Below are 26,943 nucleotides of genomic sequence, written 5' to 3' on the forward strand. Positions count from 1 at the left end.
GGACGTCATGGAACTTGTTTCGGTGAGGGGCTGGGGAGGAACGCCGTACCGCGTCCGTAGATGGTCAGTAGGAGTGCGGCCAGACCGGCGACGATCATCACGATCGTGAGCACCAAGGCGCTGAAGTTCGTTAGCAACGCGGCTCCGAGAACGCCGGCGGCGAAGATGGCCAGGTTGAACGCTACTGGCAAGAATGAATTTGCGACGTCGGATTCCTCCCCTCCAGTGACGGTCAGGGCAGCCTGCAGCTGGGCAGGAGCCCCACCGAATGTGATGCCCCACAGAATGGTGGCCGCGATGATCGCCCGGGCCGACGTATTGCCGAATAGCAGCACCACCGCTGCCACAATGAACGCCACGACGCTTCCGTGCAAAAGGGGGCGGGGGTGGCGGTCAAGGACCGCACCGGTAATGATGATTCCGGCGATCGAGGCCACCCCGAAGATGAAGAGTTCGACGTCGGCGGTGAGACTGGTGCCTGTGGTCCTCAGGTACGGGGCGATGTAGGTGTAGATGGTGTTGTGGGCCAGCATCCACGTGAAAATGACCGCTAGGATCACGGCGATACCCGGAATGCGAAAGACCCGGACCAGGGGGAGCCGTGAGGTCCCGGATTGCCCTGGTGCGTCGGGCGCGATCACGGCAATGAACGCGGCAACGATGAGGGCAACCGCTGTCAGCCCGGCGAAGGCCCAGCGCCAGCCAAAGCTCGTTCCGATCCAGGAGCCAAGGGGTGTGCCCAGTGCGAATCCGACGGGCGCCCCGACGGAGACGACCGCCAAGGACAGCCCGGCTCGGGAGGGAGGGCTGATCTTCCGGCCGTAGGCGGCCAGCGTTCCCCAGATGATTCCGGAGAACGCCCCAGCGAGGAAACGCGATGCCAGTGACAGGGCTACGTCGCTTGAAAGGGCAGTGATGGTATTAGCCAGGATGAGACCGCCGATAGCGCCGAGGAGCAGTGGCTTACGGCGCATACCCCGGGTCAGCGTAATTGCGGGGATGGTGACGATCACGGTGCCTAGGGCATAGGCGCTGACGAACAGTCCGACGGTGCCTTCGCGGATGCCCATTCCGGCGGCAATGACCGGCAGAAGCCCCGCCGGCATGGTCTCCATCGCGACCAGTACAAAGCCGATGACGGCAAGGGCGGCCAAGCTGGCTAAGGGCAGCCTTTTCGGCTCGTCGGCTAACTTCAGGGACGGTGCCGGAGCGGTGGTGGTCATTCTTCTCCTTGTTCGCGGCTCAGGGTGTCGGATCCTTATCCAGTCAACACGTGCCCCCTCAGGGCTGGGAGTCTCCATCAAACGGTGTACCAGCAGGGGACCCCAGCGGACTTCGGAGGGACGTATTCTCTTGGCATGGACAATAAAGCCGAGGTACGCGAGTTCTTGATGTCGCGCCGGGCAAAGATCACCCCCGAGCGGGCCGGGCTTCCTGCCGGCCCGAACAGGCGCGTTGCCGGGCTTCGCCGCACTGAGGTTGCCGCGCTCGCGGACGTCAGCGTCGAGTATTACGCAAAGCTCGAACGTGGTGCCCTCGGAGGAGCCTCCTCATCCGTGCTCGACGCTATTGCGCGCGCACTTTTCCTGGATGACACGGAGCGGACCCACCTCTTCGACCTTGCCCGCGCGGGCGACGGCATTCCGTTGTCGGGGCGCCCCCGCCGTCGATCAACGAGCAATGTCGCCAGCCGACCCAGCTTGCACTGGGTACTCAACACAATTACCGACGGCGTTGCCTTCGTTCGGGACCAGCATCAGGATCTCCTTGCCACGAACGAGCTCGGACGTGCTTTCTACGCACCCCTGATCGGGTCCGGGGGTCGCACTCCGAATCTGGCCCGGTTCCAATTTCTTGACCCTGCGTCCAAGGACTTCTATCCGGATTGGGAGCTCTTCGCCGGGATGTGCGTGGCGATCATGCGGACCGAAGCCGGACGGGACCCCAACGACAAAGACCTCCAGAACCTCGTTGGTGAGTTGTCAACGCAGAGCGACGTATTCCGGCGGCTGTGGGGCGCGCATGACGTCCGGACCCACGGGGCGGGCACAAAGCGGTTCAACCATCCCGTGGTGGGCGAGCTCACCCTTGCTTACGAAGAACTCGTTATGACGGCCGATCCGGGGTGCGTGCTCATGATCTACACTGCGGAGCCAGGCTCGCCCAGCGCTGAGCGGTTGCGGTTGCTGGCCAGTTGGGCAGCTAGTGGAGCCGTAGCAGAACCGCCCCATCAGGAAACCTCCAAGACAGTCAGCTGATGTGTGGGGCCTCGTGGCCAGGCTACGCGTCGGCTCGCGCCGGAGAGGTTGCTGCGGGGGCCCACCCGAGGGCTGGCCCTAGTTTGGTGGCGATGTCAGAAAGTATTTGTACGTAGTCTTCGTGGTCGAAACTAAAGGGCAGCGCGAACGCCACCTCGTCCACCTCTTGGAAGCCCGCGTGCGCGTAAAGCTGCTCCGCGATCTCATCACTCGTACCAATAAGGTCCGGCGCGAACAGCATGCCTTTGGGCCCTTGGGGAGCCAAGGTCCGGGGAGTCCGCTCGTCAACGTATCGGTGGTACTTCTCCCGTTGTTGCGCCGTGGCTGAATCGGTGGGGATGACCACCAAGCCCTGCGAGACGCGGGCTGGTCCCTGTGCTTGGGCCGATGCCGCGGCGGCTTCGCGGTAGGCACGGATCTGGTCTTGCTGGATGCTGGCGAACACCGGCTCCTGATCGCGCTCGGCGAAGACCACACTGCTGGAGAGTAGGTTGAATCCGTGGGCACCGGCCCACGTTGCTGATTGCCTGCTGGCCGCCCCGTACCAGAGGCGTTCGCGAAGCCCCTTCGAGTGCGGTTGCACGCGGTTCGAGAACTCCTCAACCACTCCCTGCTTGCCGGAAAACTCCCGTACCGGTTGGCCCGCAACCAACCGTGCCAGGCGTTCCAACCGTGTGTAGCTGAAGTCTTCCAGCTCCGCCGAATCCGGGTACAACTCGTGCTTCACAGTGCCGTAGTGCATGGGTTCGCCGACGCTCAGGCCCGCATTGATTCGGCCGCCCGCGAGAAGGTCCACGGTGGCTAGATCTTCGGCCAAACGCAGCGGGTTTTCCCATCCCATGGGGGTTACCGCGGTTCCAAGTTCGATGCGTGAGGTGCGCTGGCTGGCCGCCGCCATGATGGCAATCGGGGAAGAGATGCCAAACTGCAGGTGGCGGTGGCGCAGCCAGGCGCTGTCGAACCCGAGCTGCTCACCCAACTCGATGATCTGCAATGTCGATTCGTGCCCCGCGCCTGGATCCGCGGGATCGAACAAACCAATGGTGAGGAATCCCAATTTGCGTAGCGGTTGCGAGGAGTGGGGCATGGCTTCCTTCGACGATGGACCGGCGACTGATCATCATCATAAGGCGGCGGCCGCCGTCGTGAATCCGTCAAGCGGCGCCCAGCGGCGGCGCCCGGTGCTCCACGACGGCGGCTCCGTATTCACTGGGCGGGGGCGACCGTTGCTTCGTAGGTGAGGATCTCGGTGCCGTTGCCTTCGTCGCCGTTGTCCGGAGCGACCTTCATGGTGAGGTGGTTTCCGTCCGCGGTCATTTTGAAGGGATTGCGGGTGGCTACGTGCCCCGCAGTGGACCATTGCTGGAACGGAACGTCACGAACCACGTTGTGCGACTTGAGGTCGATCATGGCGATGCCACCCAATTCATATGTCGCGCTGGTTCCGCCCGCTGCAGGCGTCTGCGGGAGGTTGGTGATCCCGGCGCACAACATCTTGGACTGGGGTACGTACTGGCAGTCCTGGTAGTCGATGAAGTAGTTGGGGTTGTCCCAAGTAGCGAGCTGCTTGCCCTGCAGGTCCCACTCAGCGAAACGGCGCGAACCCCAGGTGTTGCCGACAAGGTGGCCCGTCTCTTTGTCCATGACGATGCCGCCGAAGTGGTCCTTCACCTCGAACTGCTTGTGCACGTCCATGGTCTTAGCATCGATCCGGTAGATGATGGCGCTGCTGTTGGGCCGGTACTGTGCCACCGGGACCCATACATTGGTGCCGTCGAAGTCGATACCACCTGGGTGGTACATGTCGCCCTCACCCAGGACAATGTCCTTTTGCAAATTTCCCGCCTTGTCCATCACGAACAAATGACCGATGCCCTTGCCGGGAGTGCGGTCAAAGCCGCCTTGCGGAGTGGCGAATTTGACCGTCGGCTCAATGATCTGGACGGACGACAGGAAGATGTGGTCCTGGCCGAAGGCGATTCCCTCGGTGTGAAACGTGGGGAAGTTCAACTTCAGCTTTGATGTCTGTTGCCACGAGGTATTGCGGTCGACGCCGCCGAAGGCAGTTGCCAGAGCGGTGTCCGTTTGGCCGCGTCCTTCGGACTGGTCTTTCCTGCCGTTCTGATCGTTTCCGTTTGACGCCTGCGCAGCGGCAGTGCCAACGACGGCGGATGCGGCCAGAATGATCGCGGCGACGGACGTGATGATGGTACTGGTTTTTTTCGTGCTCATGCGGAGGCTCCCAAGATGGTCTGGCAAGAGCCTTCGACGCTACTGACCAGTAATTAATCTCCGGGTGCGGCAGGGCAAACTGTGGGTGAACACCGCAGGAGGTGCCCTGTCCTGCTGTCAGACAGCGAATGCTACCACCGAGTAACGTTTGACTTGAAATCCCCGACAATTTAGGCATCCGGAGGTTGCGGAACGGTTACGGTTTGCCCAGCATGTTCCAACATTCGGACACAATGTGGGTAGGCTTACACTCACATGTAGGCAACGTCACAGTAGCTAGCTGTGTCCGCGCCTGGGGGAGATCATGAATTTTCCCTCCTCAACTCCACGACTCATAGGAGGCGGAATGCGTTTCTCGCGCACTTCCAAAGCTCTAGGCGTAGCGGCGATCCTCGCCCTCGCAATGTCCGGTTGCAGTGGCGGCTCCGGTAACAGCTCCAGTTCATCAACGGGCAACAGCAATAAGGTCATCATCGCCGACGGCTCCGAGCCGCAGCGACCGATCATGCCCGCCGACATCAACGAAGTGGGCGGCGGCAAGATCGGCACCCTGATCTTCGCCGGCCTGGTCAGCTACGACGCAAACGGCAAGTCCGTCAACGAGTTGGCCGACTCCATCCAGGCGCCTGACGCCCAGCACTTCACCATCAAGATCAAGAAGGACCAGAAATTTACCAACGGCGAAGCCATCACGGCCAAGACGTTCGTTGATTCCTGGAACTTCGGTGCCGCTGCGAAGAACGCACAGTTGAGTGCGACCTTCTTCGAGAGCATCAAGGGCTACGACGAGGCGAGTGCTACGGGCTCCACCGTGACAACGATGTCCGGCTTGAAGGTTGTTGACGACACCACCTTCACCGTTGAGCTCAAGCAGCCCGAATCAGACTGGCCGCTCCGCCTGGGCTACACAGCCTTCATGCCTGTTCCGTCCGCTGCCTTGGCTGACCCGAAGACCTACGGCGAAAAGCCGGTAGGTAACGGTCCGTACAAGATGGCCGAGAACGGCTGGCAGCACAACGTTCAGATCTCGCTTGTTCCGAACCCGGACTACAACGGTCCGCGCAAGGCCAAGAACGGTGGCATCACGTTCAAGATCTACCAGAACGACGACGCCGCGTACCAGGACCTGCTCAGCAACAACCTGGATGTCCTTCAGACGATTCCCACCAGCGCTGTCGCGAACTTCAAGTCTGACCTGGGCGACCGTTCAATCGAAAAGCCCTACGCTGGTAACCAGACCATCGCGATCCCGGAGTACCTGCCGGCCTGGAGCGGTGAAGCCGGTAAGCTTCGCCGTCAGGCCATCTCGATGGCGATCAACCGCGACGAAATCACCAAAGTCATCTTCAGCGGTGGCCGCCAGCCCGCCAAGGACTTCACGTCCCCCGTGCTGGATGGCTACAGCGACAACGTTCCGGGCTCTGACAACCTGAAGTTCGATGCGGCCAAGGCAAAGGAACTCTGGGCCAAGGCAGACGCCATCCAGAAATGGGACCCGAACACCACCTTCACCATCGCGTACAACGCGGACAAGGGTGGCCACAAGGCTTGGGTCGATGCTGTTACGAACCAGCTGAAGAACAACCTCGGCATCAAGGCGGAAGGCCTTTCCTTCCCGACCTTCAAGGAAGCACGCGACCTGGCTACCTCCGGCAAGCTGACGGGCGCAATCCGTGCCGGCTGGCAGGCTGACTACCCGTCGCTGTACAACTTCCTCGGCCCGATCTACAAGACCGGCGCAGGATCCAACGATGCCCGCTATGACAACCCGGCCTTCAACAAGGCAATCTCCGACGGTCTCTCCGCATCCTCCGTGGCTGACGGTAACAAGGCCATGAACAAGGCGCAGGAGATCCTGCTGCAGGACCTCCCCGCCATCCCGCTGTGGTACCAGGTTGCCCAGGGCGGCTGGAGCACCAACGTCAGCAATGTCGACTATGGCTGGGACGGCGTCCCGCTGTACTACGACATCACCGGTAAGTAAGTAGGGAACGACGGCGGGGGTGCTCACGTGAGTACCACCGCCGTCGTGCCAAGCCCCACATCAATAACGCCCAACTCCGGTTGGGCGTCCTTGTGCAGGCGGCACTTGCCGCGGCAGGTCCCGCCCGCACATCAGACGAAAAAAGGTTCTTCGATGAACAACTCCGCTGCACTCTTGGATCGGGTGCCTGCAGACAGGGGTGTGACGCGCTAATGGCGACGTACATCCTCAAAAGATTCCTCCAGTTGCTGCCGGTATTCATAGGCGCAACATTCCTGGTGTATTTCCTGGTTTTCAGCCTTCCCGGTGACCCTATCGCTGCCCTGTTTGGCGATAAACCGGTCAATGCCGCTGTTGCCGCCAAGCTGCGCTCGCAGTACCACTTGGACCAGCCCTTCATTGTCCAGTACCTGCTCTACCTCAAGAGCATCTTCACTTTTGACTTGGGTCAGGACTTTTCCGGCCGATCGATTGCGGCCGTCCTCGGTGAAGTCTTCCCCGTCACTGCCCGGTTGGCCGTCATGGCGCTCATTTTCGAGGGTGTCTTCGGCATTGCCTTTGGTCTGGTCGCTGGACTGCGTAAAGGCAAGTTCTTTGACGGAACAGTTCTCATCGCGTCCCTGATCGTGATCGGCATCCCGATCTTCGTTCTGGGCTTCCTCCTGCAGTTCTTCATCGGCGTGCAGCTTGGCTGGGCGAAACCGACAGTGAGTTCCGCCGCTTCAGTCCAGGACCTGATCCTGCCCGCGATTGTGCTTGGACTGGCATCGTTCGCTTACGTTCTGCGCCTGACCAGGACGAGCGTTATCGAAAACATGAACGCCGACTACGTCAGGACGGCCACGGCCAAGGGATTGTCCCGGTTCCGAGTGGTTAATGTGCACATCCTGCGCAACTCGTTGATTCCAGTGATCACCTTCCTTGGTGCGGACCTCGGCACGCTCATGGGCGGGGCAATCGTCACGGAGGGCATATTCAATGTTCCCGGCGTCGGCAACCGCTTGTATCGCGCGGTGCTGTCCGGAGAAGGTCCTACCGTGGTCTCGATCGTCACCGTTCTGGTGCTGATCTACTGTGTTTCCAACCTTATTGTTGACCTTCTCTACGCTTGGCTTGACCCGAGGATCCGCTATGACTCCTGAAAATAACCTGACCGGTCAGGACACTGGCCGCCGGCACATCGAGCACTTTGTCGCCGACCTCGACGAGACCCCGCTGCAGGCCACCGACAAGGTCAAGGAAGAGAACGCCCCCTCGAGCTTGTGGGGTGAAGCGTGGAAAAACCTCCGCAAACAGCCACTGTTCATCATTTCCGTGATCATGATCCTCGTGGTGGTTGTCGTTTCGCTGTTTCCCGGGCTTTTTTCCCCGATCGATCCTTCCTCTGAGGCCTGCCAACTGGCGAACTCGAATGGGGGATCGATAGCGGGCCATCCCCTGGGGTTCAACAAGCAAGGTTGCGATGTCTATGCTCGCGTTATTTTCGGCACCCGCTCCTCCGTCACGGTGGGCCTCTTCACCACAGTGGGCGTGGTGGTCTTCGGTGGCATCGTAGGGTCTTTGGCCGGTTATTACGGCGGCTGGCTTGACGCCTTGCTGGCCCGGCTCACGGATATCTTCTTTGCCCTGCCCCTGATCCTGGGTGCGATCGTCATGATGCAGCTTCCCGTCTTCCGTGCCAACCGCACCGTGTGGACGTTGGTACTGATCTTGGTCATCTTCGGGTGGCCTCAAATTGCCCGCATTACCAGAGGCGCGGTGATCGAAGTCCGGAATGCTGACTTCGTGGTCGCAGCCCGTTCCCTGGGTGTGTCCCGTTTCCGTTCGTTGCTGCGGCACGTGCTTCCAAACTCGTTGGCTCCGATTATCGTCGTTGCCACTATTTCCTTGGGCACGTTCATTGTTGCTGAATCGACGCTTTCATTCCTCGGCATTGGTTTACCTGCGAGTGTCATGTCCTGGGGTAACGACATCCAAGCCGCCCAAGCGTCACTTCGGTCCAACCCGTTGCCGTTGCTGTATCCGGCTATCGCCCTATCCCTCACGGTCTTGAGCTTCATCATGCTTGGCGATGCTCTTCGTGATGCTCTTGATCCGAAGGCGCGCAAGCGATGAAAGGCGAAGCCATGAATGCATCAGTCCACATCAGGGAAGAATCTTTCGACGCCGAGCGTCCGTTGTTGGAGATCAAGAACCTCGCCATCAACTTCGTCACGAGCAACGGCGAAGTCAACGCGGTACGCAACGCGCACCTGACCGTGATGCCAGGGGAAACCGTGGCCATCGTGGGGGAGTCCGGTTCAGGGAAGTCCACGTCTGCGCTTGCTGCCATCGGGTTGCTTCCGGGCAACGGTCGTGTCGCCGCAGGCGAAATACTGTTCGACGGCGAAGACATCGCCCATGCTTCCGAGAAGCGCATGATTGAGCTCCGCGGAAGCCACATCGGCATGGTTCCGCAAGACCCGATGTCAAACCTGAACCCGGTCTGGAAGATCGGCTTCCAAGTGCGGGAGACGTTGAAGGCCAACGGTCTTCCCTCCGGACCCGAGGACGTCGCCAAAGTCCTTTCCGAGGCTGGGCTTCCGGACGCCGCTCGGAGGGCAAAGCAGTACCCGCACGAGTTCTCGGGCGGCATGCGGCAACGTGCGCTGATTGCGATCGGCCTGTCCTGCCAACCGCGGCTGCTCATCGCCGACGAGCCGACATCCGCGCTGGATGTCACAGTGCAGCGCCAGATCCTTGATCACTTGGACAAGATGACCACTGAGCTCGGCACAGCTGTGCTGCTCATCACCCACGACCTTGGGCTGGCCGCTGAGCGTGCAGACAAGGTGGTGGTCATGTACCGCGGCCAGGTGGTGGAAGCAGGGCCTTCCCTTGAGTTGCTGCAAAACCCGAGGCACCCTTACACCAAGCGCTTGGTTGCTTCGGCTCCTTCGTTGGCGTCACGGCGTATCCAGGTAGCCAAGGAGCAAGGCATCGAGTCGGAAGATCTTCTGGCTCCGACGGAACCGGTTGTTGTCAAGGAGGCCCTTCCTGAGGATGTCCTGGTTGTCGAAAATCTGACCAAAGTGTTCAAGCTGCGCGGGGGAATCGGTAAAACCACGGACTTCACTGCCGTCGACTCTGTGTCGTTCGCGGTCAAGCGTGGAACCACCACCGCGATCGTTGGCGAGTCAGGCTCCGGAAAGTCCACAGTGGCCCAGATGGTGCTCAACCTGTTGGAACCGACCTCCGGAAAAATCACTTTTGATGGAGTGGACACCTCCACGCTGAACAGCAAGGATCTGTTCAAATTCCGGCGCCGTGTACAGCCGATCTTCCAGGATCCATACGGTTCGTTGGACCCGATGTACAACATCTTCCGGACCATCGAAGAGCCGCTGCGAACCCACAAGATCGGCAACAAAGCGAGCCGGGAAAAGAAGGTCCGGGAACTCTTGGACCAAGTGGCGCTGCCGCAATCGACCATGCGCCGCTACCCCAACGAGCTCTCCGGTGGCCAGCGCCAGCGTATTGCCATCGCCCGCGCCCTCGCGTTGGACCCCGAAGTGATCATTTGTGATGAAGCGGTCTCGGCACTGGATGTCTTGGTCCAAGCGCAGGTGCTCAACCTGTTGGCCGACCTCCAGGACAACCTCGGCTTGACGTACCTCTTCATCACCCATGACCTGGCGGTGGTTCGGCAAATCGCCGACCACGTCTGTGTGATGCAGAAGGGCAAGCTCGTGGAAACGGGCAGCACGGACGACGTGTTCGATAACCCCCGTGAGGCATACACGCAGGCACTGCTGGACGCCATCCCGGGTGGTTCCCTGCTCTTGCCGCCTGAGGTGGCCTGACCGACGTCGTGCGTCGCTAGCGCCGCGACATGAGAGCAACGCCGTGATACGAGAGCCGGTGGTTCCCCACAAGGGGAGCTGCCGGCTCTCTTGCTATTTCGGCGTTTTACCGGTTCCGTCCTGGCGGGCGGCCAGTCCTAAAGCCAGGAGTTGCTTGGCCAGGGCACTTCCGAGTTTCGCGTGGCCTGACGGCTTTACATGGACACCATCAATGAGGTCTCCAACGGCGTTGTAGCGGGTCAACCAGTCACCGGTGCTTACAAATGGAATTCCGTGCTTGGCGGCAATCCGGCCCATCAAGGCGTCCACCTCCGTGCGGCGTCCGCCTCCGTTCCCGGCACCGCGGGCCAAGGTGCCAATCATCGCCACCGCGGCATCCGGGTAGCGCTGCTTGAGCGCGGTGAGCAATCGCTCGGCGTTCGCAGTGATCTGGCCGTCCGTGGCGTGCTGCGTGGCATCATTCCCACCGCCCTCGACCACGATGAGGGGTGGTTCACCGTAGGGGAGAACCCAGTCACCGTGTTGCAGCGCATCGATATAGTTGGCGGTCTTCCCGTTGCCAGCGACGTAACCTGTGCCGCCCATGCCTGCGACGTAGAGCTTGTACCCCAAGGCTGCTATGCCTCGTTGCGGCCAGGAGTCCTTGGGCATTGCTTGGGAATCGCCAATCAGGACGGCTGTATGGTCGACGTCGGCCAGAACCACTTCGCTGCGCTTGCTGACGTGATTTTTGAACAAACCACCCACAGGCACGTTGAGGGGCACGAGCTCGGAGACGACCCTTTGGGCGCTGCCGGCCGAGGCGGCTTGCCCGGAGGGCGAGGCAGGGGAGGAGTGGGGTTGGGACTGGGGGCTGGGTCCGCAGCTGGCCAAGAGAACGCCGACGGCGATCAATGGAGCAAGCATGCGGAGCCGGGCCGAAGCTGGGGGCATCGAGGGGTCTCCGTGGGGCACTGGTACTGCTGCCATAATGGTCCACCGTTGCCCGGAAATCCAGCATCAAGACGTGAGGTTTCGGCCACACAGCCGCATGTGAGCAGCGCCACATCCGGGGGGTGGATAGCTTGCTTTTTAGGCTCAGAAATGCAACTGCGTTTAGACTTGTGCTAGGTGCCCTGTGTCCCGGGGTCTTTTCGCTGTGTGTTCCGATCAAGTCGATCAGGTATGCGCGCGGATACAAACAGCTGATTTCACCACTGAATCGAGTCATTACCGCATGTCTGAAACCATCACCAACACTGCGTCGCGTAGCGATCTGCGCAACGTCGCGATCGTCGCACACGTTGACCACGGCAAGACCACCTTGGTCGACGCCATGCTCAAGCAGACCAACTCCTTCGCTTCCCACGGTGAGGTTGAGGACCGCGTCATGGACTCCGGTGACCTGGAACGCGAAAAGGGCATCACCATCCTCGCGAAGAACACCACGGTTGCCTACAACGGCCCGTCGTCCAACGGCGAGACCATCACCATCAACGTCATTGACACCCCTGGCCACGCTGACTTCGGTGGCGAGGTGGAGCGCGGCTTGTCCATGGTTGACGGTGTTGTTCTGCTCGTGGATGCATCCGAGGGCCCGCTGCCGCAGACCCGCTTCGTTCTCCGTAAGGCGCTGGCAGCCCACCTTCCCGTGATCCTCCTGGTCAACAAGACCGACCGTCCCGATGCCCGCATCGATGAAGTTGTCCACGAGTCCATGGACCTCCTCCTCGGTTTGGCTTCGGACCTTGCCGACGAGGTGCCGGACCTTGACCTGGACAAGATCCTTGAAGTTCCGGTCGTCTACGCTGCTGCCAAGGTTGGCCGCGCATCCCTGGACCAGCCTGCTGATGGGCTGGCTCCGGAAAACGAGGACCTTGAGCCGCTGTTCAAGACCATCATCGAGCACATCCCGGCTCCTACGTACAACCCGGACGGCGTGCTGCAGGCACACGTGACCAACCTGGACGCTTCCCCGTTCCTTGGCCGCCTCGCCCTGCTCCGCATCTACAACGGCACCCTCCGTAAGGGCCAGACGGTGGCCTGGGCGCGCGCCAACGGTGAACTTAAGAACGTCAAGATCACTGAACTGCTGGCCACCAAAGCCCTGACCCGTGTTCCTGCCGAGTCCGCAGGCCCCGGCGAGATCGTCGCCGTCGCCGGTATTGAAGACATCACCATTGGTGAAACCCTCACGGATGCCGAGAACCCGCAGCCGCTTCCGCTGATCACTGTTGATGACCCCGCGATCTCCATGACCATCGGTATCAACACTTCCCCGTTGGCCGGCAAGGTCAAGGGCGCCAAGGTCACCGCCCGCCAGGTGAAGGACCGTCTGGACAAGGAACTGATCGGTAACGTCTCCATCAAGGTACTTCCCACCGAGCGTCCTGACGCTTGGGAAGTCCAGGGCCGTGGCGAGCTCGCCCTGGCTATCCTCGTGGAGCAGATGCGCCGCGAAGGCTTCGAGCTGACTGTCGGCAAGCCGCAGGTTGTCACCAAGACCATCGACGGCAAGATCCACGAGCCGATGGAACACATGACCATCGACGTTCCGGAAGAGTACCTCGGTGCCGTCACGCAGCTCATGGCAGCCCGCAAGGGCCGGATGACCAACATGGCAAACCACGGTACCGGCTGGTGCCGCATGGAATTCATCGTTCCTGCCCGTGGCCTGATCGGTTTCCGTACCAAGTTCCTCACCGACACCCGTGGTGCCGGTATCGCTGCTTCCATCTCCGAGGGTTACGAGCCGTGGGCCGGCCCCATCGAATACCGCACCAACGGTTCGATGATTGCCGACCGCGCCGGTGTTGTGACCCCGTTCGCCATGATCAACCTCCAGGAGCGCGGTTCCTTCTTCGTGAAGCCCACCTCCGAGGTTTATGAGGGAATGATCGTCGGCGAGAACTCCCGCGCTGATGACATGGACGTGAACATCACCAAGGAAAAGAAGCTCACCAACATGCGTGCCGCTTCTTCGGACACCTTCGAGAACCTGACGCCGCCGCGCGACCTCACCCTTGAAGAGTCCCTCGAATTCGCCCGCGAAGACGAGTGTGTCGAGGTGACCCCGGATTCCATCCGCATCCGCAAGCTCATCCTTGACTCCAACGAGCGTGCCAAGGCTAACCGCGCCCGCGCCAAGTCCTAAGTGAACGAAGGAGCCGCCAGAACGCTCCGGGGCATTGCCTCGGCCGTTCTGGCGGCTCTTTTCGTTGCTGCTCGCCTTTAGCGGGCCCCACGGCGCTGCGGTGGGGGCGGAACTTCTTTAGCCGCGACCACCAGCGCCAGGGGGATTTCGACGTCGGACGTCCGCGTTCGTACGGTGCAGCTGCTATCGCTGGTCTCCAGCAGATAGCCCAACGCGTCGGTGAGGCCGCCCTCGATTTTGTACCTGACCACCAGCCGAATGCCTGGCTCGGCACTGAGGAGAAACTGTCGGGGCGGTGCATGCGGGGGAGTCACCGTTTCATACTAAGACGCGGGCTAGGTTGGCGTGAGCGCACTGTTGGATAATAGGCTCAGAAGTTGAGTGCCCGGCATGCTGCCGGCAGTATCACCCGGCCATGGCCGGGACTAACCGTGGAGAGGTCTGGGACGTGACGTACGTAATCGCGCAGCCGTGTGTGGATGTCAAGGACAAGGCATGTATCGAAGAATGCCCTGTGGACTGCATTTACGAAGGTGAGCGTTCCCTCTACATCCACCCCGATGAATGCGTCGACTGTGGTGCCTGCGAGCCTGTGTGCCCCGTCGAGGCCATCTACTACGAGGATGACACCCCGGAAGAATGGGCTGACTACTACAAGGCCAACGTCGAGTTCTTCGATGATCTTGGCTCGCCGGGTGGCGCCGCCAAGATCGGCAACACGGGCAAGGACCACCCGTTCATTGCTGCGCTGCCCTTGCAGAACCAAGACCACTGAGGGCGGTTGCTTCCTTGATTTCCGCTGCACCGGCATTCGGCCTGAACCTGCCTGACTACCCGTGGGAGGCTATGGCTCCGTATGTTGCCACGGCTGCCAAGCACCCCGGGGGAGTGGTAAATCTTTCCATTGGGACTCCCGTGGACCCCACTCCGGGGCTCATCCGGGACGCACTGGACGCGGCCTCCGACGCCCACGGGTACCCGACCGTTCACGGCACCGAGGGTCTTCGCCAAGCTGTGGTGGAGTGGTTCGCCAGCCGCCGCGGCGTGCCGGGGCTGGACCCCAAAGACGTCATGCCCACCGTGGGATCAAAGGAGTTGGTGGCCTGGCTGCCGTTCCTGCTTGGACTGGGCAGCGGAGACGTGGTGGTCAGGCCCTCCGTCGCCTACCCGACGTACGACATCGGAGCATCCCTGGCCGGTGCCACTGCCATCGCTGCCGATGACTTGGATGAGCTCGACGCCGCTACCCGCGCGAAGGTGCGGTTGGTGTGGATCAACTCCCCGGGGAATCCCACGGGAAGTGTCCGGGACGTCGAGTCACTCCGGAAGATCGTGGCACAAGCCCGGGAGATTGGTGCCGTGGTGGCCTCGGATGAGTGCTATGCGGAGTTGGGCTGGGGCGAATGGGACGTCCAACGTGGGGGCGAGGCAGTCCCCAGCGTTCTCGATCCCCGTGTTACCGGCGGATCCACAGAGGGTTTGCTCTGTGTCTACTCTTTGAGCAAGCAATCCAATGTCGCGGGGTACCGGGCCGCCTTCGTGGCCGGAGACTCGGCAATCATGGCCAACTTGGTCAACAGCCGTAAACATGCCGGGATGATTGTTCCCTACCCCGTCCAAGAGGCCATGCGCGTGGCCTTGGGCGACGCCGCACATGTCGTGGCCCAGAAAGATCTCTACCGTGGACGCCGCGAACGGATTGTTCCGGCCTTGGAGCGGTTCGGCCTGCAGATCCACGAATCAAAGGCGGGCCTCTACCTCTGGTCCACGGCAGGCGAAGCGACGTGGGACACTGTGGCGCGGTTCGCAGACCTGGGCATTGTGGTGGGCCCCGGGGTCTTCTACGGCGATGCCGGCGAGGGCTTCGTTCGCGTTGCCCTGACAGGCACGGACGAACGCATCGACGCAGCTGTTGCGCGCCTGGGTGCCAGCTCATAACAAGGCTGTGACTTAGGGCACTAACAGGACCATTCCGCCGGTAACGGGACCTCACGGATTAGTTCCGTGGGGTTACTGGCGGTAGCTTTTAACTGACTATCAATGGTGGCCTTCGCTAAGAAAGCACTTCGGCCGTTGGAGCCCTGCAACAGTAGGGCCGGGGGCCGCGACACCAGACGTTGGTCGGACAAGCGTTCGATAGAGGCCTTGAGGCCTCATGAAGGGGACTCCATGACTGAGACCACCAGCGCGACACTGCGCCATGCCGGCGGCGAACTCGAACTGCCGCGTATCAAGGTTGTAGAAGGAAACGAAGGCTACGACGTTTCCAAACTGCTGAAGCAGACGGGCGCCGTCGCTTATGACCCCGGCTTCATGAACACTGCGGCCACCACCTCGGCCATCACCTACATCGACGGCGACGCAGGCATACTGCGTTACCGCGGTTACCCCATCGAGCAGCTCGCACAGCACTCGAGCTTCCTTGAGGTTTCATACCTCCTCATTTATGGCAACCTGCCGACTCCTACTGAGTTGGAAGAGTTCGATCAGCGCATCCGCCACCACACCCTCCTCCACGAGGAATTGAAGGGCTTCTTTGGTGGCTTCCCGAGGGACGCGCACCCCATGCCGGTGCTTTCCTCAGCCGTTTCCGCGTTGTCCACGTTCTACCAGGACTCGCTGGATCCCTTCAACGCCGAGCATGTGGAAGTTTCCACCATTCGTCTGATGGCGAAGCTGCCGGTGATTGCCGCTTATGCGCACAAGAAGTCGGTAGGGCAGCCGATGCTCTACCCTGACAACTCGATGAACCTCGTGGAGAACTTCCTCCGCCTCAGCTTCGGCCTTCCCGCCGAGCAGTATGAGATGGACCCTGTAGTGGTCAAGGCATTGGACCTCCTACTGATCTTGCACGCTGATCACGAACAGAACTGTTCCACGTCCACCGTTCGCTTGGTGGGCTCGTCCAACGCGAACCTCTTTGCTTCGGTGTCAGCCGGTATCAACGCCCTCTTCGGACCCGCTCACGGCGGCGCCAACGAAGCTGTGCTCAAGATGCTTCGCCAGATCCAGGCCGACGGCATCAAGCCGGAGGATTACATGGAAAAGGTCAAGAACAAGGAAGACGGCGTCCGCCTCATGGGCTTCGGGCACCGCGTGTACAAGAACTACGATCCCCGCGCCAAGATCATCAAGGCAACGGCTCACGAGGTACTCGGCAAGCTGGGTGGCAACGATGAACTGTTGGACATCGCCATGCGCCTCGAAGAGAAGGCCTTGGCCGATGACTACTTCATCCAGCGCAAGCTGTACCCGAACGTGGACTTCTACACCGGCCTGATCTACAAGGCCATGGGCTTCCCGGAGAAGATGTTCACCGTCCTGTTCGCCATTGGCCGCCTCCCGGGCTGGATTGCCCAGTGGCGCGAAATGATCAACGATCCCCAGACCAAGATCGGCCGCCCGCGGCAGCTCTACACAGGGGAGCCGGAGCGCAACTACCCGGTCAACTGATACGGCGAAAACGTCATTAACGACGTCGGCCGCCCACCTCGCGCGAGGTGGGCGGCCGACGTCGTTAAGCTACAGGGCTGTGACCGCGGAGGCGGGCTGGGCCACGTTGTAACCGAAGGGGTTGTTCTTCTGCCAGCGCCAGTGGTCCTCGCACATTTGGTCCACGGTCTTGGTGGTGGACCAGCCAAGGTCGGCCAGGGCCGAGGAGGCATCGGCCCAGAATGCGGGCAAATCGCCCGCTCGGCGGCCTGTGATCTCGTACGGGAGCTCGTGCCCCACAGCCTTCTCAAAGGACCGGAGAACCTCAAGCACGGACGATCCCTTGCCGGAGCCCAGGTTCCAGCGGCGCACACCGGCGTGTGAGGCGATGAAGTCCAAGGCAGCAACGTGGCCTTCGGCCAAGTCCACCACATGGATGTAGTCCCGCTGGCAAGTACCGTCGGGGGTGTCATAGTCGCCGCCGAACACCATCAGCTTCTCGCGACGTCCCACTGCCACTTGGGCGATGAACGGCACGAGGTTGTTCGGGATGCCCTGAGGGTCCTCGCCGATGCGTCCGGACGGGTGGGCGCCCACTGGGTTGAAATAGCGCAGCAGTGCGATATGCCAGCGGTCATCGGCGTTGCCGAGGTCGGAGAGGATGTCCTCGATTTGCTCCTTGGTACGGCCATAGGGGTTGTTGGCGCCGATCTCCATCTTCTCGATGTAGGGGATGGGGTTGTGCTCGCCGTACACAGTGGCCGAGGAGCTGAAAACGATTGACCTGACGCTGTGCTTGTCCATGGCGCGGAGCAGGTTCAGTGTTCCCACGATGTTGTTGTAGTAGTAAGCGAGCGGCTCCTGCACGGATTCGCCCACCGCCTTCAATCCGGCGAAGTGGATGACGGCGTCGATCAGGTGCTGGTCGAACACGGCCTCGACAGCGGGCTCGTCCACGAGGTCAACCTTGTGGAACACGGCGCTCTTGCCGGTCAGCTCCGAGACGCGGCGGAGGGATTCTTCGCTGGAGTTCACGAGATTGTCCACCACGACGACGTCGTGGCCAGCCTCTTGCAGGGACAAAACGGTGTGGGAACCGATGTAGCCGGTGCCGCCCGTGACAAGGATTTTCATGGGTCCTACGCTATCGGAAAGTGGAGCCACGCCGCTCGCCCGCCGTTGACCAGCGTAGAAGCACATTCGTGCTAAAAATACTAGTGCCCAAAATTGTTGATGCCGAAGCCCGGCGCCAGGAAGTTGTCCACGCTGTGTTTCGAATTATTGCCAGTGATGGCTTGGAACGGGCCTCCCTCCGAGAAGTAGCTGATGAAGCAGGGCTGGCAGTGGGCTCAGTACGGCACTACTTTGCCAGCAGCGACGAACTGCTGGTCTTCTCTTTCGGGGTTGTCGTGGACCGGATCGTAGGACGGTTGGAGTCCGCCATGGTGGCCGTGGAAGGGGAACGCTCCGGAAGCCCGGAGCAGCACGCCGCTATCCTGTCCCTCCTCGGTCAACTCCTGCCGTTGGACGAAGAACTGGCAGTAGATGCCTGTGTGTGGATGGCATTCCGCAATGCGGCGCGCATCAAACCGGTGTTTGCACCCGAGGCCGAGCGCAGTCACCGGGCTGTGGCCGCCGTCGTCGGACGACTGGTCATGATCCTGAACAGGGAGTCCACCGACGGCCAGCATGCCGACGGACATCAGGCACTGGTCAACGAGGCCGAAAGGCTCTTGGCCACCATGGACGGCCTCTGCATGCATGCGCTCCTTCACCCCGAGTGGATGACGGCACGGATGTGCAGCGACGTCCTCACCGCACACCTCAGGTCAATGGAAAGTGCGGCCGCTCCCGTGTGAGGCCCGTCCCGCGCAGAAAGGCCCGCATTCCAAGTAAGCGCAACTTTCCCGTTCCGCCTGACGGCAACGGGAATAGACTTGGATTTGTTGGGAGTCTGCTGCCAAGGGAGGCATTCGGATGCACGAAACGGGCGGCCCGGGGTGGCGAATTACCTTGGACACATCGGGGCCAATGCTCATCGCACTGTACCTGCGGGATGTAGCGGGATTGGACGGTGCGGGCAAGCCCACCCTCTCCCACGCCGCTCCCAAGGTCAGGCACGCGGACCACACCCACCTGACTGCCGACGTCGGCGGCCTACCGGCCCTGAAGACAGAATGGGAGGCCTGGTGGGAGAACCTCGTGAAGTCCTACCCGAACGAAGCCCTCGAGCTTTCGCCCCCGGGTTTCCAGGCCTTCGGTAACTCTCCTGCCTTGCAACGGGTGCTTCAGGCCCACTTTGGTTCAGCGCTGGACTGGGCTACTGACCGGATCGAAGAGTACGCAGACATTGAGGCTGCCCGCGAAGCCAATGGCGTGACCGAAGTGCTCGGTGAGATGGTGGAGGACAGGCTCCTGGAGGTGGGGCGCAGCTCCCGGGACTTCGACCTCACCATCATCGAGCTGCCGCTCGCCGAACCCCGCGCCTGGTATCTGGAACCCAGCACCATGATCATGAGCCACCGGCTCTTGTCCCAACCGGATGTGTTCCGAAGCTACGTCCAACCCGTGGTGGAGTTGCTCGCCTGAGGTTCGAATGCTCGCGTGACGTTCGGAAACTCGTCTACGTGGGTGGCGCCGAGACGGTGATGGTCACTGATTCCGAAGGAGCCACTGAGGCTTGCCAGCCGTCGCGCTTTTGACGGTTCCACGTTTGTCCTGCGACATCCACTTGGGTGATTGACAGGGTCTTTGCGTTGGCCACGGCCCACTGGGCCACCGCCCACCCCTGGACACCGGAAATCCCGAGGTGGACCGAGCGGCCCTGGACGGTCGCCTGTTGGGTGCCGAACGCCGTCGTAATACCGTCGACGACGGCGCTTGGGTCACCAGCCGCGTCCGGCATACGAAGCTCGCAGTTCAGTGCGGATTCCGAGTGGCCGGACAGCGCGGAGGCAAATGCCCGGGCCATGTCCTCGTGCTGTGAGTAGGCCTGGGGAAACGCGGAGCGTTGGACGGCTTGGGCGGCCTGGGTAATGTCCATGGTTTGGTATCCGGGCACCTTCACCAAACGATCGAAGAAAGCGTTGGTGGCATACACGGGGTCCATCACCTGGGCTTCCGTGCCCCAGCCTTGGGAAGGACGTTGCTGGAACAGACCGCGGGAGTCGGGGCCGGCCTGGTCGCCATAGTTGATGTTCCGCAGCATCGATTCCTGCATGGCCGTCGCTATGGCGATGCTCGCAGCCCTGGGTGGCAGTCCGCGCTGCACGGAGATCGCCGTGATCAGGGAAGCATTCGCGGCTTGGTCGGTGGCGAGCTCGTGGCTGGCCGTTCCGGCAACCGCCACGCAGCGCTCCGAGACCAGTGTTTCGGAGCGCTGCAGGACAGCGAAGACAGCGAAGATGGCGCTGGCAACCAAGGCCAACGCCAACACCACAATGACGGCGCGGCGCAGGCGGCGCATGGGTTTTCTCCTGCTAGTTGGCGTGGAGCGCCTCATTCAACTCAACAGTCTGGCCCTTACGGGGCAGGACCTCGACTCCGCCAGTGGTGGAGTTGCGGCGGAAGAGCAGGTTGGGGACGCCGGAGAGTTCCACTGCCTTGATGATCTTGCTGGTGTCTTCACCGTTCTCGTCCTTGGGCCCGGGAACGCGAACCCGGGTTCCGGCGGTGACGTAAAGGCCGGCTTCCACCACGGAGTCATCACCAATGCTGATGCCCACACCCGAGTTCGCGCCCAGCAGGACGCGCTCACCCAGGGCGATCTTCTCCTTGCCTCCGCCGGACAGCGTGCCCATGATGGAAGCACCGCCTCCGACGTCGGTCCCGTCACCGGCAACGACGCCGGCAGAGATCCGTCCTTCCACCATGGAGGTGCCGAGGGTCCCGGCATTGAAGTTCACGAAGCCTTCGTGCATGACGGTGGTGCCTTCGGCGAGGTGCGCACCGAGGCGTACGCGGTCGGCGTCGGCAATGCGCACACCGGTAGGAACCACGTAGTCCACCATCCTGGGGAACTTGTCCACGCCGTAAACCACCACGTTACCGCGCTTGCGCAGGCGCGCGCGGGTCAGTTCGAAACCCTCCACCGCGGCTGGACCGAAGTTGGTCCACACCACGTTGGGAAGCATGCCGAAGAGGCCGTCGAGGTTGATGCTGTTCGGTGCAACCAAGCGGTGGGAAAGGAGGTGAAGGCGCAGGTAGGCGTCGGCGGTGTCAGCCGGTGCGGCGTCGAGGTCGATCTGTGCGAAGACGACCCTTTGTTCTGTGCCGCGATCGGCATCCTTGCTGTCATCGGCGAGGGCAAGCAGCGAGGGATCGGCGTTCTCGACGTCCCGCAGGGTCTCCGCAGCAACGCCGAGGGCCGGGGCCGGATACCAAACATCCAGCACCGTTGCTTCGCCGGAGGCTGAGGTGGCGATGGTGGCAAGTCCGAATCCATAGGCTGATCGATCGTTGGCGGGCGCGGTCGCGGGCGCAGCGGAGGAAGCAGTTTCAGTCATGGGCCAAGTCTATCCAGCAGGCCAACGGCGGCTGAAACGAGTCTCATCCTGAACAAGTCGCATTTGTGGCATATTCGTGGGCGTTAGGGTGGAAGGGTGACCCAGAATCCTGCCTTCGCGCCTCTTGACCTACGCCAGGACGTGGCCGTGCTCACGGCCGCACTTATCGATATCAACAGTGTGTCCGGTAACGAAACCGAACTGGCCGACGCCGTCGAGGATGCGTTGCGTGCCATCGGCGAATACTCGGTGGTTCGGGATGGAGATGCCATTATCGCCCGGACCGAACTTGGCCTACCCGAGCGCGTGATCCTGGCCGGACACCTTGACACTGTCCCCTTGCCCACCGTAGAGGGATCGCTGGGTACAGTGCCTGCAACCTGGGAATCCGGGCGTGCGGGGGAGGGCGTGCTCTACGGCCGCGGAACAACGGACATGAAGGGCGGCGTGGCTGTGCAGCTCGCTCTTGCTGCGACACTGTTCGACGCCGGGCGGCAGCCCGACAGGGACGTCACCTTCGTTTTTTATGACCATGAAGAAGTAGAGGCCGTTAAGAGCGGCCTCGGCAGGTTGGTCCGCAACCACGGGAACCTGCTGCAGGGCGATTTTGCCATCCTGCTGGAGCCCACCCACGGCACGGTGGAAGGCGGCTGCAACGGCACGAGCCGTTTTGAGGCCACCACCACCGGCGAAGCAGCCCATTCTGCCCGCGCCTGGATGGGCAGTAACGCCATCCATGCAGCGGCGCCCATCTTGGCCAGGCTCGCGGCTTACGAGCCGCAGACCATCACTGTCGATGGGCTCGACTATCGGGAAAGCCTCAACGCGGTGAAGATCAAGGGCGGGACGGCAGGAAACGTCATCCCCGATCGCTGCGTGGTGGAGATCAACTACCGTTTCGCCCCGGACAAGACGCCGGATCAGGCCGAAGCCCATGTGCGTGAGCTCCTGGAGGGCTTCGACGTGGTCCGAACCGACGCCGCTGCCGGTGCCCGGCCCGGCCTCAACCATCCTGCTGCTGCCTCCTTCGTGGCCGCCGTCGGCGCCGAGCCGAAACCGAAATACGGTTGGACCGACGTCGCGCGGTTCAGTGAACTCGGCATCCCGGCGGTGAACTTCGGACCCGGCGATCCGCTGCTGGCCCACAAGGACAACGAACACGTCGACGCCGACGCCGTCCGGGAGTGCCTCCGGGCACTGCGGACATGGCTGGGGCAGTAGCCGAGCCGTTTGGACTGGCGCTACTGCGGCGCGTTGACGTCCAAGTCGACTGTCTTGATGGCGGAGGCCACGCCACCTGCGGCTTTCTTGGTACCGCGCCGTTCGATCATGATGGCAAGCCGGGAAACGGACAGGTTGATCAGGATGTAGATTGCCGCGCCTACGAAGAACGCAGAGAACAGCAGGCTGGGTTCAAGGTCGGCTATCAGTTTGACCTTCCTCAGCAGTTCCTCGTACGCCACGATGTAGCCCAGCGACGTGTCCTTCAGGAGGACCACCAACTGCGCAATCAGCGAGGGAAGCATACGCCGGATTGCCTGCGGGAATTCGATGCTCATGCGTGACTGGAAGCTGCGCAGGCCTATGGCCAAACCGGCCTCCCGCTGCCCCTTGGGCAAGGACTGGATTCCGGCCCTGAGGATCTCGGCAAAGATCGCGGCGTTGTACAGGACGAGGCCGCTCACGACGGCGGTGAAAGGGCTCGTGGCGAAGACCAGGAGTACAAAGAGGATCATCAGCACCACGGGCATGCCGCGCAGGAATTCGAGGACCACCTGGGTGGGGATCCTGACCCATGGGATCAGCGAGATCCGCAGGAGGCAGAAGGCGACTCCCAGGGGGAAAGCGATGATCGCGGCGACACCTGCGGCTTGCAGCGTGGCAAGGACGCCGAGGCCCAGTTGGGTCCACACGTCAGCGGCGTACTCGTTGACGAAGACTTCCCACCGGGAGGAGTTGAAAATCCCCTGCGACGAGAGGATGACAATAGCCCCCACTACGCCGGCGGCAATGATGACGGAACCGATGATCGAACCGATGAGGGAGATACGCCGGGCTTTGGGACCGGGAACGTCGTAAAGAACTGAAGTCATCGGGCGATCGCCACCTTTTTCTCAATGAAGTGGGCCAACAAGCCCAATGGGACGGTGATCAGCAGGTAGAAGAAGGCCACACCGATCAGGATCCACATGACGGCGTCGCCATGGCTGTTGGTGAGTTGAAGGCCATAACCGAAGAGCTCCATGACGAAGAAAGCGCCTGCAACGGATGAGTTCTTGACCAGGGCGATCATGATATTGATCAACGGCGGCACCACTGTTCGAAGGGCCTGGGGAAGGATGACCAAGCCAAGTACCTGGGTGAATGTCATGCCGATGCTGCGGGCTGCTTCGGCCTGTCCTACAGGGACGCTGTTGACGCCGGACCGCACGGCCTCGGCGACGAAGGCCGCGGTGTAGGTGCTCAGTGCGATGATGGCGGCCACTTCGAATTGCTCGAACTTGATGCCCAGCCTTGGAAGCACGATCGCCGAGAAGAAGAAGATGATCGTCAGGGGAGTGTTCCTGGCGACTTCAACATAGAAGGTGCTGAAGCCCCGCAAAGCCGCTACCGGCGAAACGCGCATGGCGGCCAGGATGGTACCGACAATCAGGGCGATGACGCCGGAAATGACGGCGAGGAAGAGGGTGCGGAGGAATCCGTCCCAATATTGGGGGAGGCTTTCGAAGATGGCGTCCATGGCTTCTTTCGGCTACGGCGGAAAGGTGAGTGAATCCGTAGAATCTGTGGTTGCCGCCGTTCCCGTTCAAGGGCTGGCGGCAACCACAGGATTCTTTAGTAGCGGCTGATCGTGGGCAGCTCAGGAGCGGTCTTGATGACCTTTCCGGCCGTTGCTTCCCATGCCTTCTTGTACGTGCCGTCCTTGCCGAAGGCCTCAAGCTGATCGTTGATCCAGTTGCGGAACACGGTGTCGTCCTTCTTGAGTCCGATGCCGTACGGCTCCTTGGTGAAGGTCTGGTCCGAGGCCAGCTTGAAAGCGTCCGGCTCCTTGTCCACGTACCCTGCGAGGATGACGTTGTCCGTGGTAACGGCCACAACTTGCTTGTTACGCAGCGGTTCCAGGCAAGCAGTGTAGTTAGCGGCCGGAACCAGATCCGCGCCGTACTTGTCAACGATGGTCTTTGCCGGCGTTGAACCTGTTACGGAGCACACCTTCTTGCCCTTGACGTCCTCGGGCTTGGTGATGGAGTTGTCGTCCTTGTTCACCAACAGTGCTTGCCCTGCTTGGTAGTAGGGGCCAGCGAAGGACACCTTCTGCTTGCGGGCATCGGTGATCGTGTAGGTCGCAATAACGATGTCAACCCGACCTTGTTCGATGAAGGACTCACGGTTGGCCGATACGGTCTCCACCCATTCGATCTTGTCGGCGGGGATGCCCAGCTTGGCGGCGATGCTCTTGCCGATTTCGACGTCGAAACCAACCGGCTTGCCGTCCAGGCCCTTCTGTCCGAACAACGGCTGGTCGAACTTGGTGCCGATGACGATCTTGCCGGCCTTGTTCAACTTCTCCATGGTGGTGCCGGCAGCGAACGAGGGCTTGTCAACGGGGGCCGGCGCGGAGCCGCTTCCGCCACCGCAGGCGCTCAGTGAGAGGGCAAGCGCGGCGGATGCGGCAACCAGGAGCGACTTCCTCCGGGTGATAAGTGACTTCATGACGTTCCTTTCATTGGGTGGCCTAGGGGGCCGGGTGCAAGCGATGGGGAAGCTAGTGGGTCAGTAGCTTGGAGAGGAAGTCCTTGGCCCGGGCGCTCTTCGGGTTGGTGAAGAACTCCTCGGGTGTGGCATCCTCGACGATCTGGCCGTCGGCCATGAACACGACGCGGTCAGCAGCCTTCCGGGCGAAGCCCATCTCGTGGGTGACCACGATCATCGTCATGCCTTCCTTGGCGAGCTGGATCATGACGTCGAGGACCTCGTTGATCATCTCGGGATCCAGGGCCGACGTGGGCTCGTCGAACAGCATCACCTTCGGCTTCATGGCCAACGCGCGGGCAATGGCCACACGCTGTTGCTGGCCACCGGAGAGCTGGGCGGGAAGCTTCGGGGCCTGGTGTCCGACGCCGACGCGTTCGAGGAGTGCCATGGCCTCCTTTTCAGCGGCGGCTTTGGCCATTCCCTTGACCTTGATGGGGCCCAGAGTAACGTTCTCGAGGATCGTTTTGTGGGCGAACAGGTTGAAGGACTGGAACACCATTCCGACGTCGGCACGCAGGCGGGCGAGGTCCTTGCCTTCTTCGGGGAGCTTCTTCCCGTCAATGGCGATATCGCCGTCGTCGATTGTTTCGAGCCGGTTGATGGCACGGCACAGGGTCGACTTGCCGGAACCGGACGGGCCGATGACCACCACCACTTCACCCTTCCGGACGTGGAGGTTGATGTCTTTGAGGACGTGGAGTTGACCGTAGTGTTTGTTAACACCATTCAGGGAGACCAGCTCATCGCCGGACACTTGTGTAGTCATACCAAGAATCTAGCGAACGAAGTTCTTCCTATGACCGTGGTCACGGCACTTGTCCAAGATCGTGATTGAACAGAAACCTTATTTCCAGATTAATTCCAGCCTTAAGTGGTGGCGGCCCGGGCGTCGGCAACGGGACGAGTCATTGCGCAGGGGCTGCGGCCGATAAGCGCTAGCCTTGGGCAATGAGTATGAGCCAGCACCCAGTTCCTCGTCCGGACGCCAACGGCGGCGTGCCAGCCGGCCAAGCACCCCTCCCTTCTGACATCGCCCCGGCGAAATACAAGGGCCCGCTGGAACTTCGCCGCAAACAAGCTGATTCCGGCATGTCCGATCAGCACTTGTTGGATTCAAACGGGGCTGATCAGTTCATCCATACGGATCCGTGGCGGGTGCTGCGGATCCAAAGCGAATTCGTTGAGGGTTTTGGTGCCTTGGCAGACCTCGGCCCGGCCGTCAGCGTCTTTGGCTCCGCGCGCACCAAACCAGGAACGGTCTACTACGACATGGGAGTGGAGGTGGGGCGCAAGCTTGCTGAAGCGGGCGTTGCCGTCATCACCGGCGGCGGTCCGGGTTCCATGGAGGCAGCCAACAGGGGCGCCGTGGAAGGCAACGGCGTGTCGGTGGGGCTCGGTATTGAACTTCCGTTCGAACAAGGCCTCAACCAGTGGGTGGATCTGGGGATCAACTTCCGCTACTTCTTTGCCCGGAAGACCATGTTCGTCAAGTATGCACAAGGGTTCGTGGTGCTGCCGGGTGGTCTCGGTACCTTGGATGAGCTCTTCGAAGCAATGGTGCTGGTGCAGACCCGAAAGGTCACCTCGTTCCCCATCGTTCTGTTGGGCGTCCGTTTCTGGGGGCCGATGCTCGAGTGGATTAAGGGCACGTTGGTGGAGGAGGGGATGGTCTCCGAAAAGGACCTGGACCTGATCCAACTGGTAGACGATCCTGCCGACGCAGTTCACCGCGTGCTCCACGGAGCACCCCTCCCGCCGGCGGCCAACGGCAACCAACGCCCTGAATAGCCGCGTCTTTCTG

Annotated in this window: 25 protein-coding genes; 13 read left to right on the forward strand and 12 right to left on the reverse strand. The window is 61.5% G+C overall.

Annotation, left to right across the window (positions count from 1 at the left end; genetic code table 11):
• Positions 1–5: 5 nt before the first annotated feature.
• Positions 6–1,223, reverse strand: coding sequence for an MFS transporter (locus QRN04_RS10360; RefSeq protein ID WP_284975943.1), 1,218 nt, complete (start codon positions 1,221–1,223; stop codon positions 6–8).
• A gap of 135 nt (positions 1,224–1,358) precedes the next feature.
• Between QRN04_RS10360 and QRN04_RS10365 the strand changes: the two genes are divergently transcribed.
• Complete coding sequence (locus tag QRN04_RS10365; RefSeq protein ID WP_284975944.1) at positions 1,359–2,258, forward strand: helix-turn-helix transcriptional regulator; 900 nt, start codon at positions 1,359–1,361, stop codon at positions 2,256–2,258.
• A gap of 22 nt (positions 2,259–2,280) precedes the next feature.
• On the opposite strand, the gene QRN04_RS10370 is transcribed toward QRN04_RS10365, so the two are convergent.
• Positions 2,281–3,345 (reverse strand): LLM class flavin-dependent oxidoreductase, encoded by a 1,065-nt coding sequence (locus QRN04_RS10370; protein ID WP_284975945.1) that lies wholly within the window; start codon positions 3,343–3,345, stop codon positions 2,281–2,283.
• A 119-nt stretch (positions 3,346–3,464) separates the two neighbouring features.
• Complete coding sequence (locus QRN04_RS10375) at positions 3,465–4,490, reverse strand: DUF6454 family protein (RefSeq protein WP_284975946.1); 1,026 nt, start codon at positions 4,488–4,490, stop codon at positions 3,465–3,467.
• 346 nt (positions 4,491–4,836) lie between these two features.
• Here QRN04_RS10375 and QRN04_RS10380 point away from each other — a divergent pair, with 346 nt between their 5' ends.
• From QRN04_RS10380 to QRN04_RS10395, 4 genes are all read left to right on the forward strand, one after another.
• On the forward strand, positions 4,837–6,474 hold the full coding sequence (locus QRN04_RS10380) for a peptide ABC transporter substrate-binding protein (RefSeq protein WP_284975947.1): 1,638 nt from the start codon (positions 4,837–4,839) through the stop codon (positions 6,472–6,474).
• A gap of 212 nt (positions 6,475–6,686) precedes the next feature.
• Positions 6,687–7,616, forward strand: coding sequence for an ABC transporter permease (locus QRN04_RS10385; protein ID WP_284975948.1), 930 nt, complete (start codon positions 6,687–6,689; stop codon positions 7,614–7,616).
• Entirely contained in the window at positions 7,606–8,589 is a 984-nt protein-coding gene (locus tag QRN04_RS10390; RefSeq protein ID WP_284975949.1) for an ABC transporter permease, read from the forward strand. The genes QRN04_RS10385 and QRN04_RS10390 overlap by 11 nt, the downstream gene beginning before the upstream one ends.
• Before the next feature lie 11 nt (positions 8,590–8,600).
• On the forward strand, positions 8,601–10,316 hold the full coding sequence (locus QRN04_RS10395) for a dipeptide ABC transporter ATP-binding protein (RefSeq protein WP_284975950.1): 1,716 nt from the start codon (positions 8,601–8,603) through the stop codon (positions 10,314–10,316).
• Positions 10,317–10,409: 93 nt separating this feature from the next.
• On the opposite strand, the gene QRN04_RS10400 is transcribed toward QRN04_RS10395, so the two are convergent.
• Positions 10,410–11,285 carry an SGNH/GDSL hydrolase family protein gene (locus QRN04_RS10400; RefSeq protein WP_284975951.1) on the reverse strand — a complete coding sequence of 292 codons (876 nt, stop codon included), beginning with the start codon at positions 11,283–11,285 and terminating at the stop codon, positions 10,410–10,412.
• A 247-nt stretch (positions 11,286–11,532) separates the two neighbouring features.
• On the opposite strand from QRN04_RS10400, the gene typA reads away from it, so the two are divergent.
• Positions 11,533–13,449 carry a translational GTPase TypA gene (typA, locus tag QRN04_RS10405; RefSeq protein ID WP_284975952.1) on the forward strand — a complete coding sequence of 639 codons (1,917 nt, stop codon included), beginning with the start codon at positions 11,533–11,535 and terminating at the stop codon, positions 13,447–13,449.
• Positions 13,450–13,526: 77 nt separating this feature from the next.
• On the opposite strand, the gene QRN04_RS10410 is transcribed toward typA, so the two are convergent.
• Positions 13,527–13,763 (reverse strand): putative acetyltransferase, encoded by a 237-nt coding sequence (locus QRN04_RS10410; protein WP_284975953.1) that lies wholly within the window; start codon positions 13,761–13,763, stop codon positions 13,527–13,529.
• Positions 13,764–13,897: 134 nt separating this feature from the next.
• On the opposite strand from QRN04_RS10410, the gene fdxA reads away from it, so the two are divergent.
• From fdxA to QRN04_RS10425, 3 genes are all read left to right on the forward strand, one after another.
• Positions 13,898–14,224 carry a ferredoxin gene (gene fdxA / locus QRN04_RS10415; RefSeq protein ID WP_144648485.1) on the forward strand — a complete coding sequence of 109 codons (327 nt, stop codon included), beginning with the start codon at positions 13,898–13,900 and terminating at the stop codon, positions 14,222–14,224.
• Between the two features lie 14 nt (positions 14,225–14,238).
• Positions 14,239–15,387, forward strand: a complete 1,149-nt coding sequence (gene dapC / locus QRN04_RS10420) for a succinyldiaminopimelate transaminase (protein ID WP_284975954.1) — start codon at positions 14,239–14,241, stop codon at positions 15,385–15,387.
• A 231-nt stretch (positions 15,388–15,618) separates the two neighbouring features.
• A complete protein-coding gene (locus tag QRN04_RS10425) occupies positions 15,619–16,902 on the forward strand; it encodes a citrate synthase (protein WP_284975955.1) in 1,284 nt (427 codons plus the stop codon).
• A 69-nt stretch (positions 16,903–16,971) separates the two neighbouring features.
• Here QRN04_RS10425 and galE read toward each other — a convergent pair whose 3' ends face one another.
• Positions 16,972–18,015: a UDP-glucose 4-epimerase GalE gene (galE, locus tag QRN04_RS10430; protein WP_284975956.1), complete on the reverse strand. Its 1,044-nt coding sequence runs from the start codon at positions 18,013–18,015 to the stop codon at positions 16,972–16,974.
• Between the two features lie 83 nt (positions 18,016–18,098).
• On the opposite strand from galE, the gene QRN04_RS10435 reads away from it, so the two are divergent.
• Positions 18,099–18,740, forward strand: coding sequence for a TetR/AcrR family transcriptional regulator (locus QRN04_RS10435; RefSeq protein WP_284975957.1), 642 nt, complete (start codon positions 18,099–18,101; stop codon positions 18,738–18,740).
• 118 nt (positions 18,741–18,858) lie between these two features.
• Positions 18,859–19,470 (forward strand): hypothetical protein, encoded by a 612-nt coding sequence (locus QRN04_RS10440; protein ID WP_284975958.1) that lies wholly within the window; start codon positions 18,859–18,861, stop codon positions 19,468–19,470.
• 34 nt (positions 19,471–19,504) lie between these two features.
• On the opposite strand, the gene QRN04_RS10445 is transcribed toward QRN04_RS10440, so the two are convergent.
• Both QRN04_RS10445 and dapD read right to left on the reverse strand, forming a co-directional pair.
• Entirely contained in the window at positions 19,505–20,347 is an 843-nt protein-coding gene (locus tag QRN04_RS10445; RefSeq protein ID WP_284975959.1) for a hypothetical protein, read from the reverse strand.
• Between the two features lie 13 nt (positions 20,348–20,360).
• Complete coding sequence (gene dapD, locus QRN04_RS10450; RefSeq protein WP_284975960.1) at positions 20,361–21,386, reverse strand: 2,3,4,5-tetrahydropyridine-2,6-dicarboxylate N-succinyltransferase; 1,026 nt, start codon at positions 21,384–21,386, stop codon at positions 20,361–20,363.
• A gap of 96 nt (positions 21,387–21,482) precedes the next feature.
• Here dapD and dapE point away from each other — a divergent pair, with 96 nt between their 5' ends.
• Positions 21,483–22,607, forward strand: a complete 1,125-nt coding sequence (dapE, locus tag QRN04_RS10455; protein ID WP_284975961.1) for a succinyl-diaminopimelate desuccinylase — start codon at positions 21,483–21,485, stop codon at positions 22,605–22,607.
• A gap of 20 nt (positions 22,608–22,627) precedes the next feature.
• Here the strand turns inward: dapE and QRN04_RS10460 are convergent, their stop codons facing one another.
• The 4 genes from QRN04_RS10460 to QRN04_RS10475 all read right to left on the reverse strand — a co-directional run bounded on the left by QRN04_RS10460 (position 22,628) and on the right by QRN04_RS10475 (position 25,908).
• Positions 22,628–23,479 (reverse strand): amino acid ABC transporter permease, encoded by an 852-nt coding sequence (locus QRN04_RS10460; RefSeq protein WP_284975962.1) that lies wholly within the window; start codon positions 23,477–23,479, stop codon positions 22,628–22,630.
• Entirely contained in the window at positions 23,476–24,126 is a 651-nt protein-coding gene (locus tag QRN04_RS10465) for an amino acid ABC transporter permease (RefSeq protein ID WP_284975963.1), read from the reverse strand. Before QRN04_RS10465 ends, QRN04_RS10460 begins: the two co-directional genes overlap by 4 nt.
• Before the next feature lie 95 nt (positions 24,127–24,221).
• Positions 24,222–25,100 carry a glutamate ABC transporter substrate-binding protein gene (locus QRN04_RS10470; protein WP_284975964.1) on the reverse strand — a complete coding sequence of 293 codons (879 nt, stop codon included), beginning with the start codon at positions 25,098–25,100 and terminating at the stop codon, positions 24,222–24,224.
• A 52-nt stretch (positions 25,101–25,152) separates the two neighbouring features.
• Positions 25,153–25,908 (reverse strand): amino acid ABC transporter ATP-binding protein, encoded by a 756-nt coding sequence (locus QRN04_RS10475; protein WP_410549250.1) that lies wholly within the window; start codon positions 25,906–25,908, stop codon positions 25,153–25,155.
• Positions 25,909–26,090: 182 nt separating this feature from the next.
• On the opposite strand from QRN04_RS10475, the gene QRN04_RS10480 reads away from it, so the two are divergent.
• On the forward strand, positions 26,091–26,930 hold the full coding sequence (locus QRN04_RS10480) for an LOG family protein (RefSeq protein ID WP_284975965.1): 840 nt from the start codon (positions 26,091–26,093) through the stop codon (positions 26,928–26,930).
• The last annotated feature ends 13 nt before the right edge of the window (positions 26,931–26,943 follow it).

It is taken from the genome of Arthrobacter sp. efr-133-TYG-104 (genome assembly GCF_030208915.1).
GTDB lineage: Bacteria > Actinomycetota > Actinomycetes > Actinomycetales > Micrococcaceae > Arthrobacter.

Bases quoted from the DNA above. Each gene is read 5' to 3' on its own strand.
- QRN04_RS10360 (WP_284975943.1), bottom strand. From the start codon at position 1,223: ATGACCACCACCGCTCCGGCACCGTCCCTGAAGTTAGCCGACGAGCCG.
- QRN04_RS10365 (WP_284975944.1), top strand. From the start codon at position 1,359: ATGGACAATAAAGCCGAGGTACGCGAGTTCTTGATGTCGCGCCGGGCA.
- QRN04_RS10370 (WP_284975945.1), bottom strand. From the start codon at position 3,345: ATGCCCCACTCCTCGCAACCGCTACGCAAATTGGGATTCCTCACCATT.
- QRN04_RS10375 (WP_284975946.1), bottom strand. From the start codon at position 4,490: ATGAGCACGAAAAAAACCAGTACCATCATCACGTCCGTCGCCGCGATC.
- QRN04_RS10380 (WP_284975947.1), top strand. From the start codon at position 4,837: ATGCGTTTCTCGCGCACTTCCAAAGCTCTAGGCGTAGCGGCGATCCTC.
- QRN04_RS10385 (WP_284975948.1), top strand. From the start codon at position 6,687: ATGGCGACGTACATCCTCAAAAGATTCCTCCAGTTGCTGCCGGTATTC.
- QRN04_RS10390 (WP_284975949.1), top strand. From the start codon at position 7,606: ATGACTCCTGAAAATAACCTGACCGGTCAGGACACTGGCCGCCGGCAC.
- QRN04_RS10395 (WP_284975950.1), top strand. From the start codon at position 8,601: ATGAATGCATCAGTCCACATCAGGGAAGAATCTTTCGACGCCGAGCGT.
- QRN04_RS10400 (WP_284975951.1), bottom strand. From the start codon at position 11,285: ATGGCAGCAGTACCAGTGCCCCACGGAGACCCCTCGATGCCCCCAGCT.
- typA (WP_284975952.1), top strand. From the start codon at position 11,533: ATGTCTGAAACCATCACCAACACTGCGTCGCGTAGCGATCTGCGCAAC.
- QRN04_RS10425 (WP_284975955.1), top strand. From the start codon at position 15,619: ATGACTGAGACCACCAGCGCGACACTGCGCCATGCCGGCGGCGAACTC.
- galE (WP_284975956.1), bottom strand. From the start codon at position 18,015: ATGAAAATCCTTGTCACGGGCGGCACCGGCTACATCGGTTCCCACACC.
- QRN04_RS10440 (WP_284975958.1), top strand. From the start codon at position 18,859: ATGCACGAAACGGGCGGCCCGGGGTGGCGAATTACCTTGGACACATCG.
- QRN04_RS10445 (WP_284975959.1), bottom strand. From the start codon at position 20,347: ATGCGCCGCCTGCGCCGCGCCGTCATTGTGGTGTTGGCGTTGGCCTTG.
- dapD (WP_284975960.1), bottom strand. From the start codon at position 21,386: ATGACTGAAACTGCTTCCTCCGCTGCGCCCGCGACCGCGCCCGCCAAC.
- QRN04_RS10460 (WP_284975962.1), bottom strand. From the start codon at position 23,479: ATGACTTCAGTTCTTTACGACGTTCCCGGTCCCAAAGCCCGGCGTATC.
- QRN04_RS10465 (WP_284975963.1), bottom strand. From the start codon at position 24,126: ATGGACGCCATCTTCGAAAGCCTCCCCCAATATTGGGACGGATTCCTC.
- QRN04_RS10470 (WP_284975964.1), bottom strand. From the start codon at position 25,100: ATGAAGTCACTTATCACCCGGAGGAAGTCGCTCCTGGTTGCCGCATCC.
- QRN04_RS10475 (WP_410549250.1), bottom strand. From the start codon at position 25,908: ATGACTACACAAGTGTCCGGCGATGAGCTGGTCTCCCTGAATGGTGTT.
- QRN04_RS10480 (WP_284975965.1), top strand. From the start codon at position 26,091: ATGAGTATGAGCCAGCACCCAGTTCCTCGTCCGGACGCCAACGGCGGC.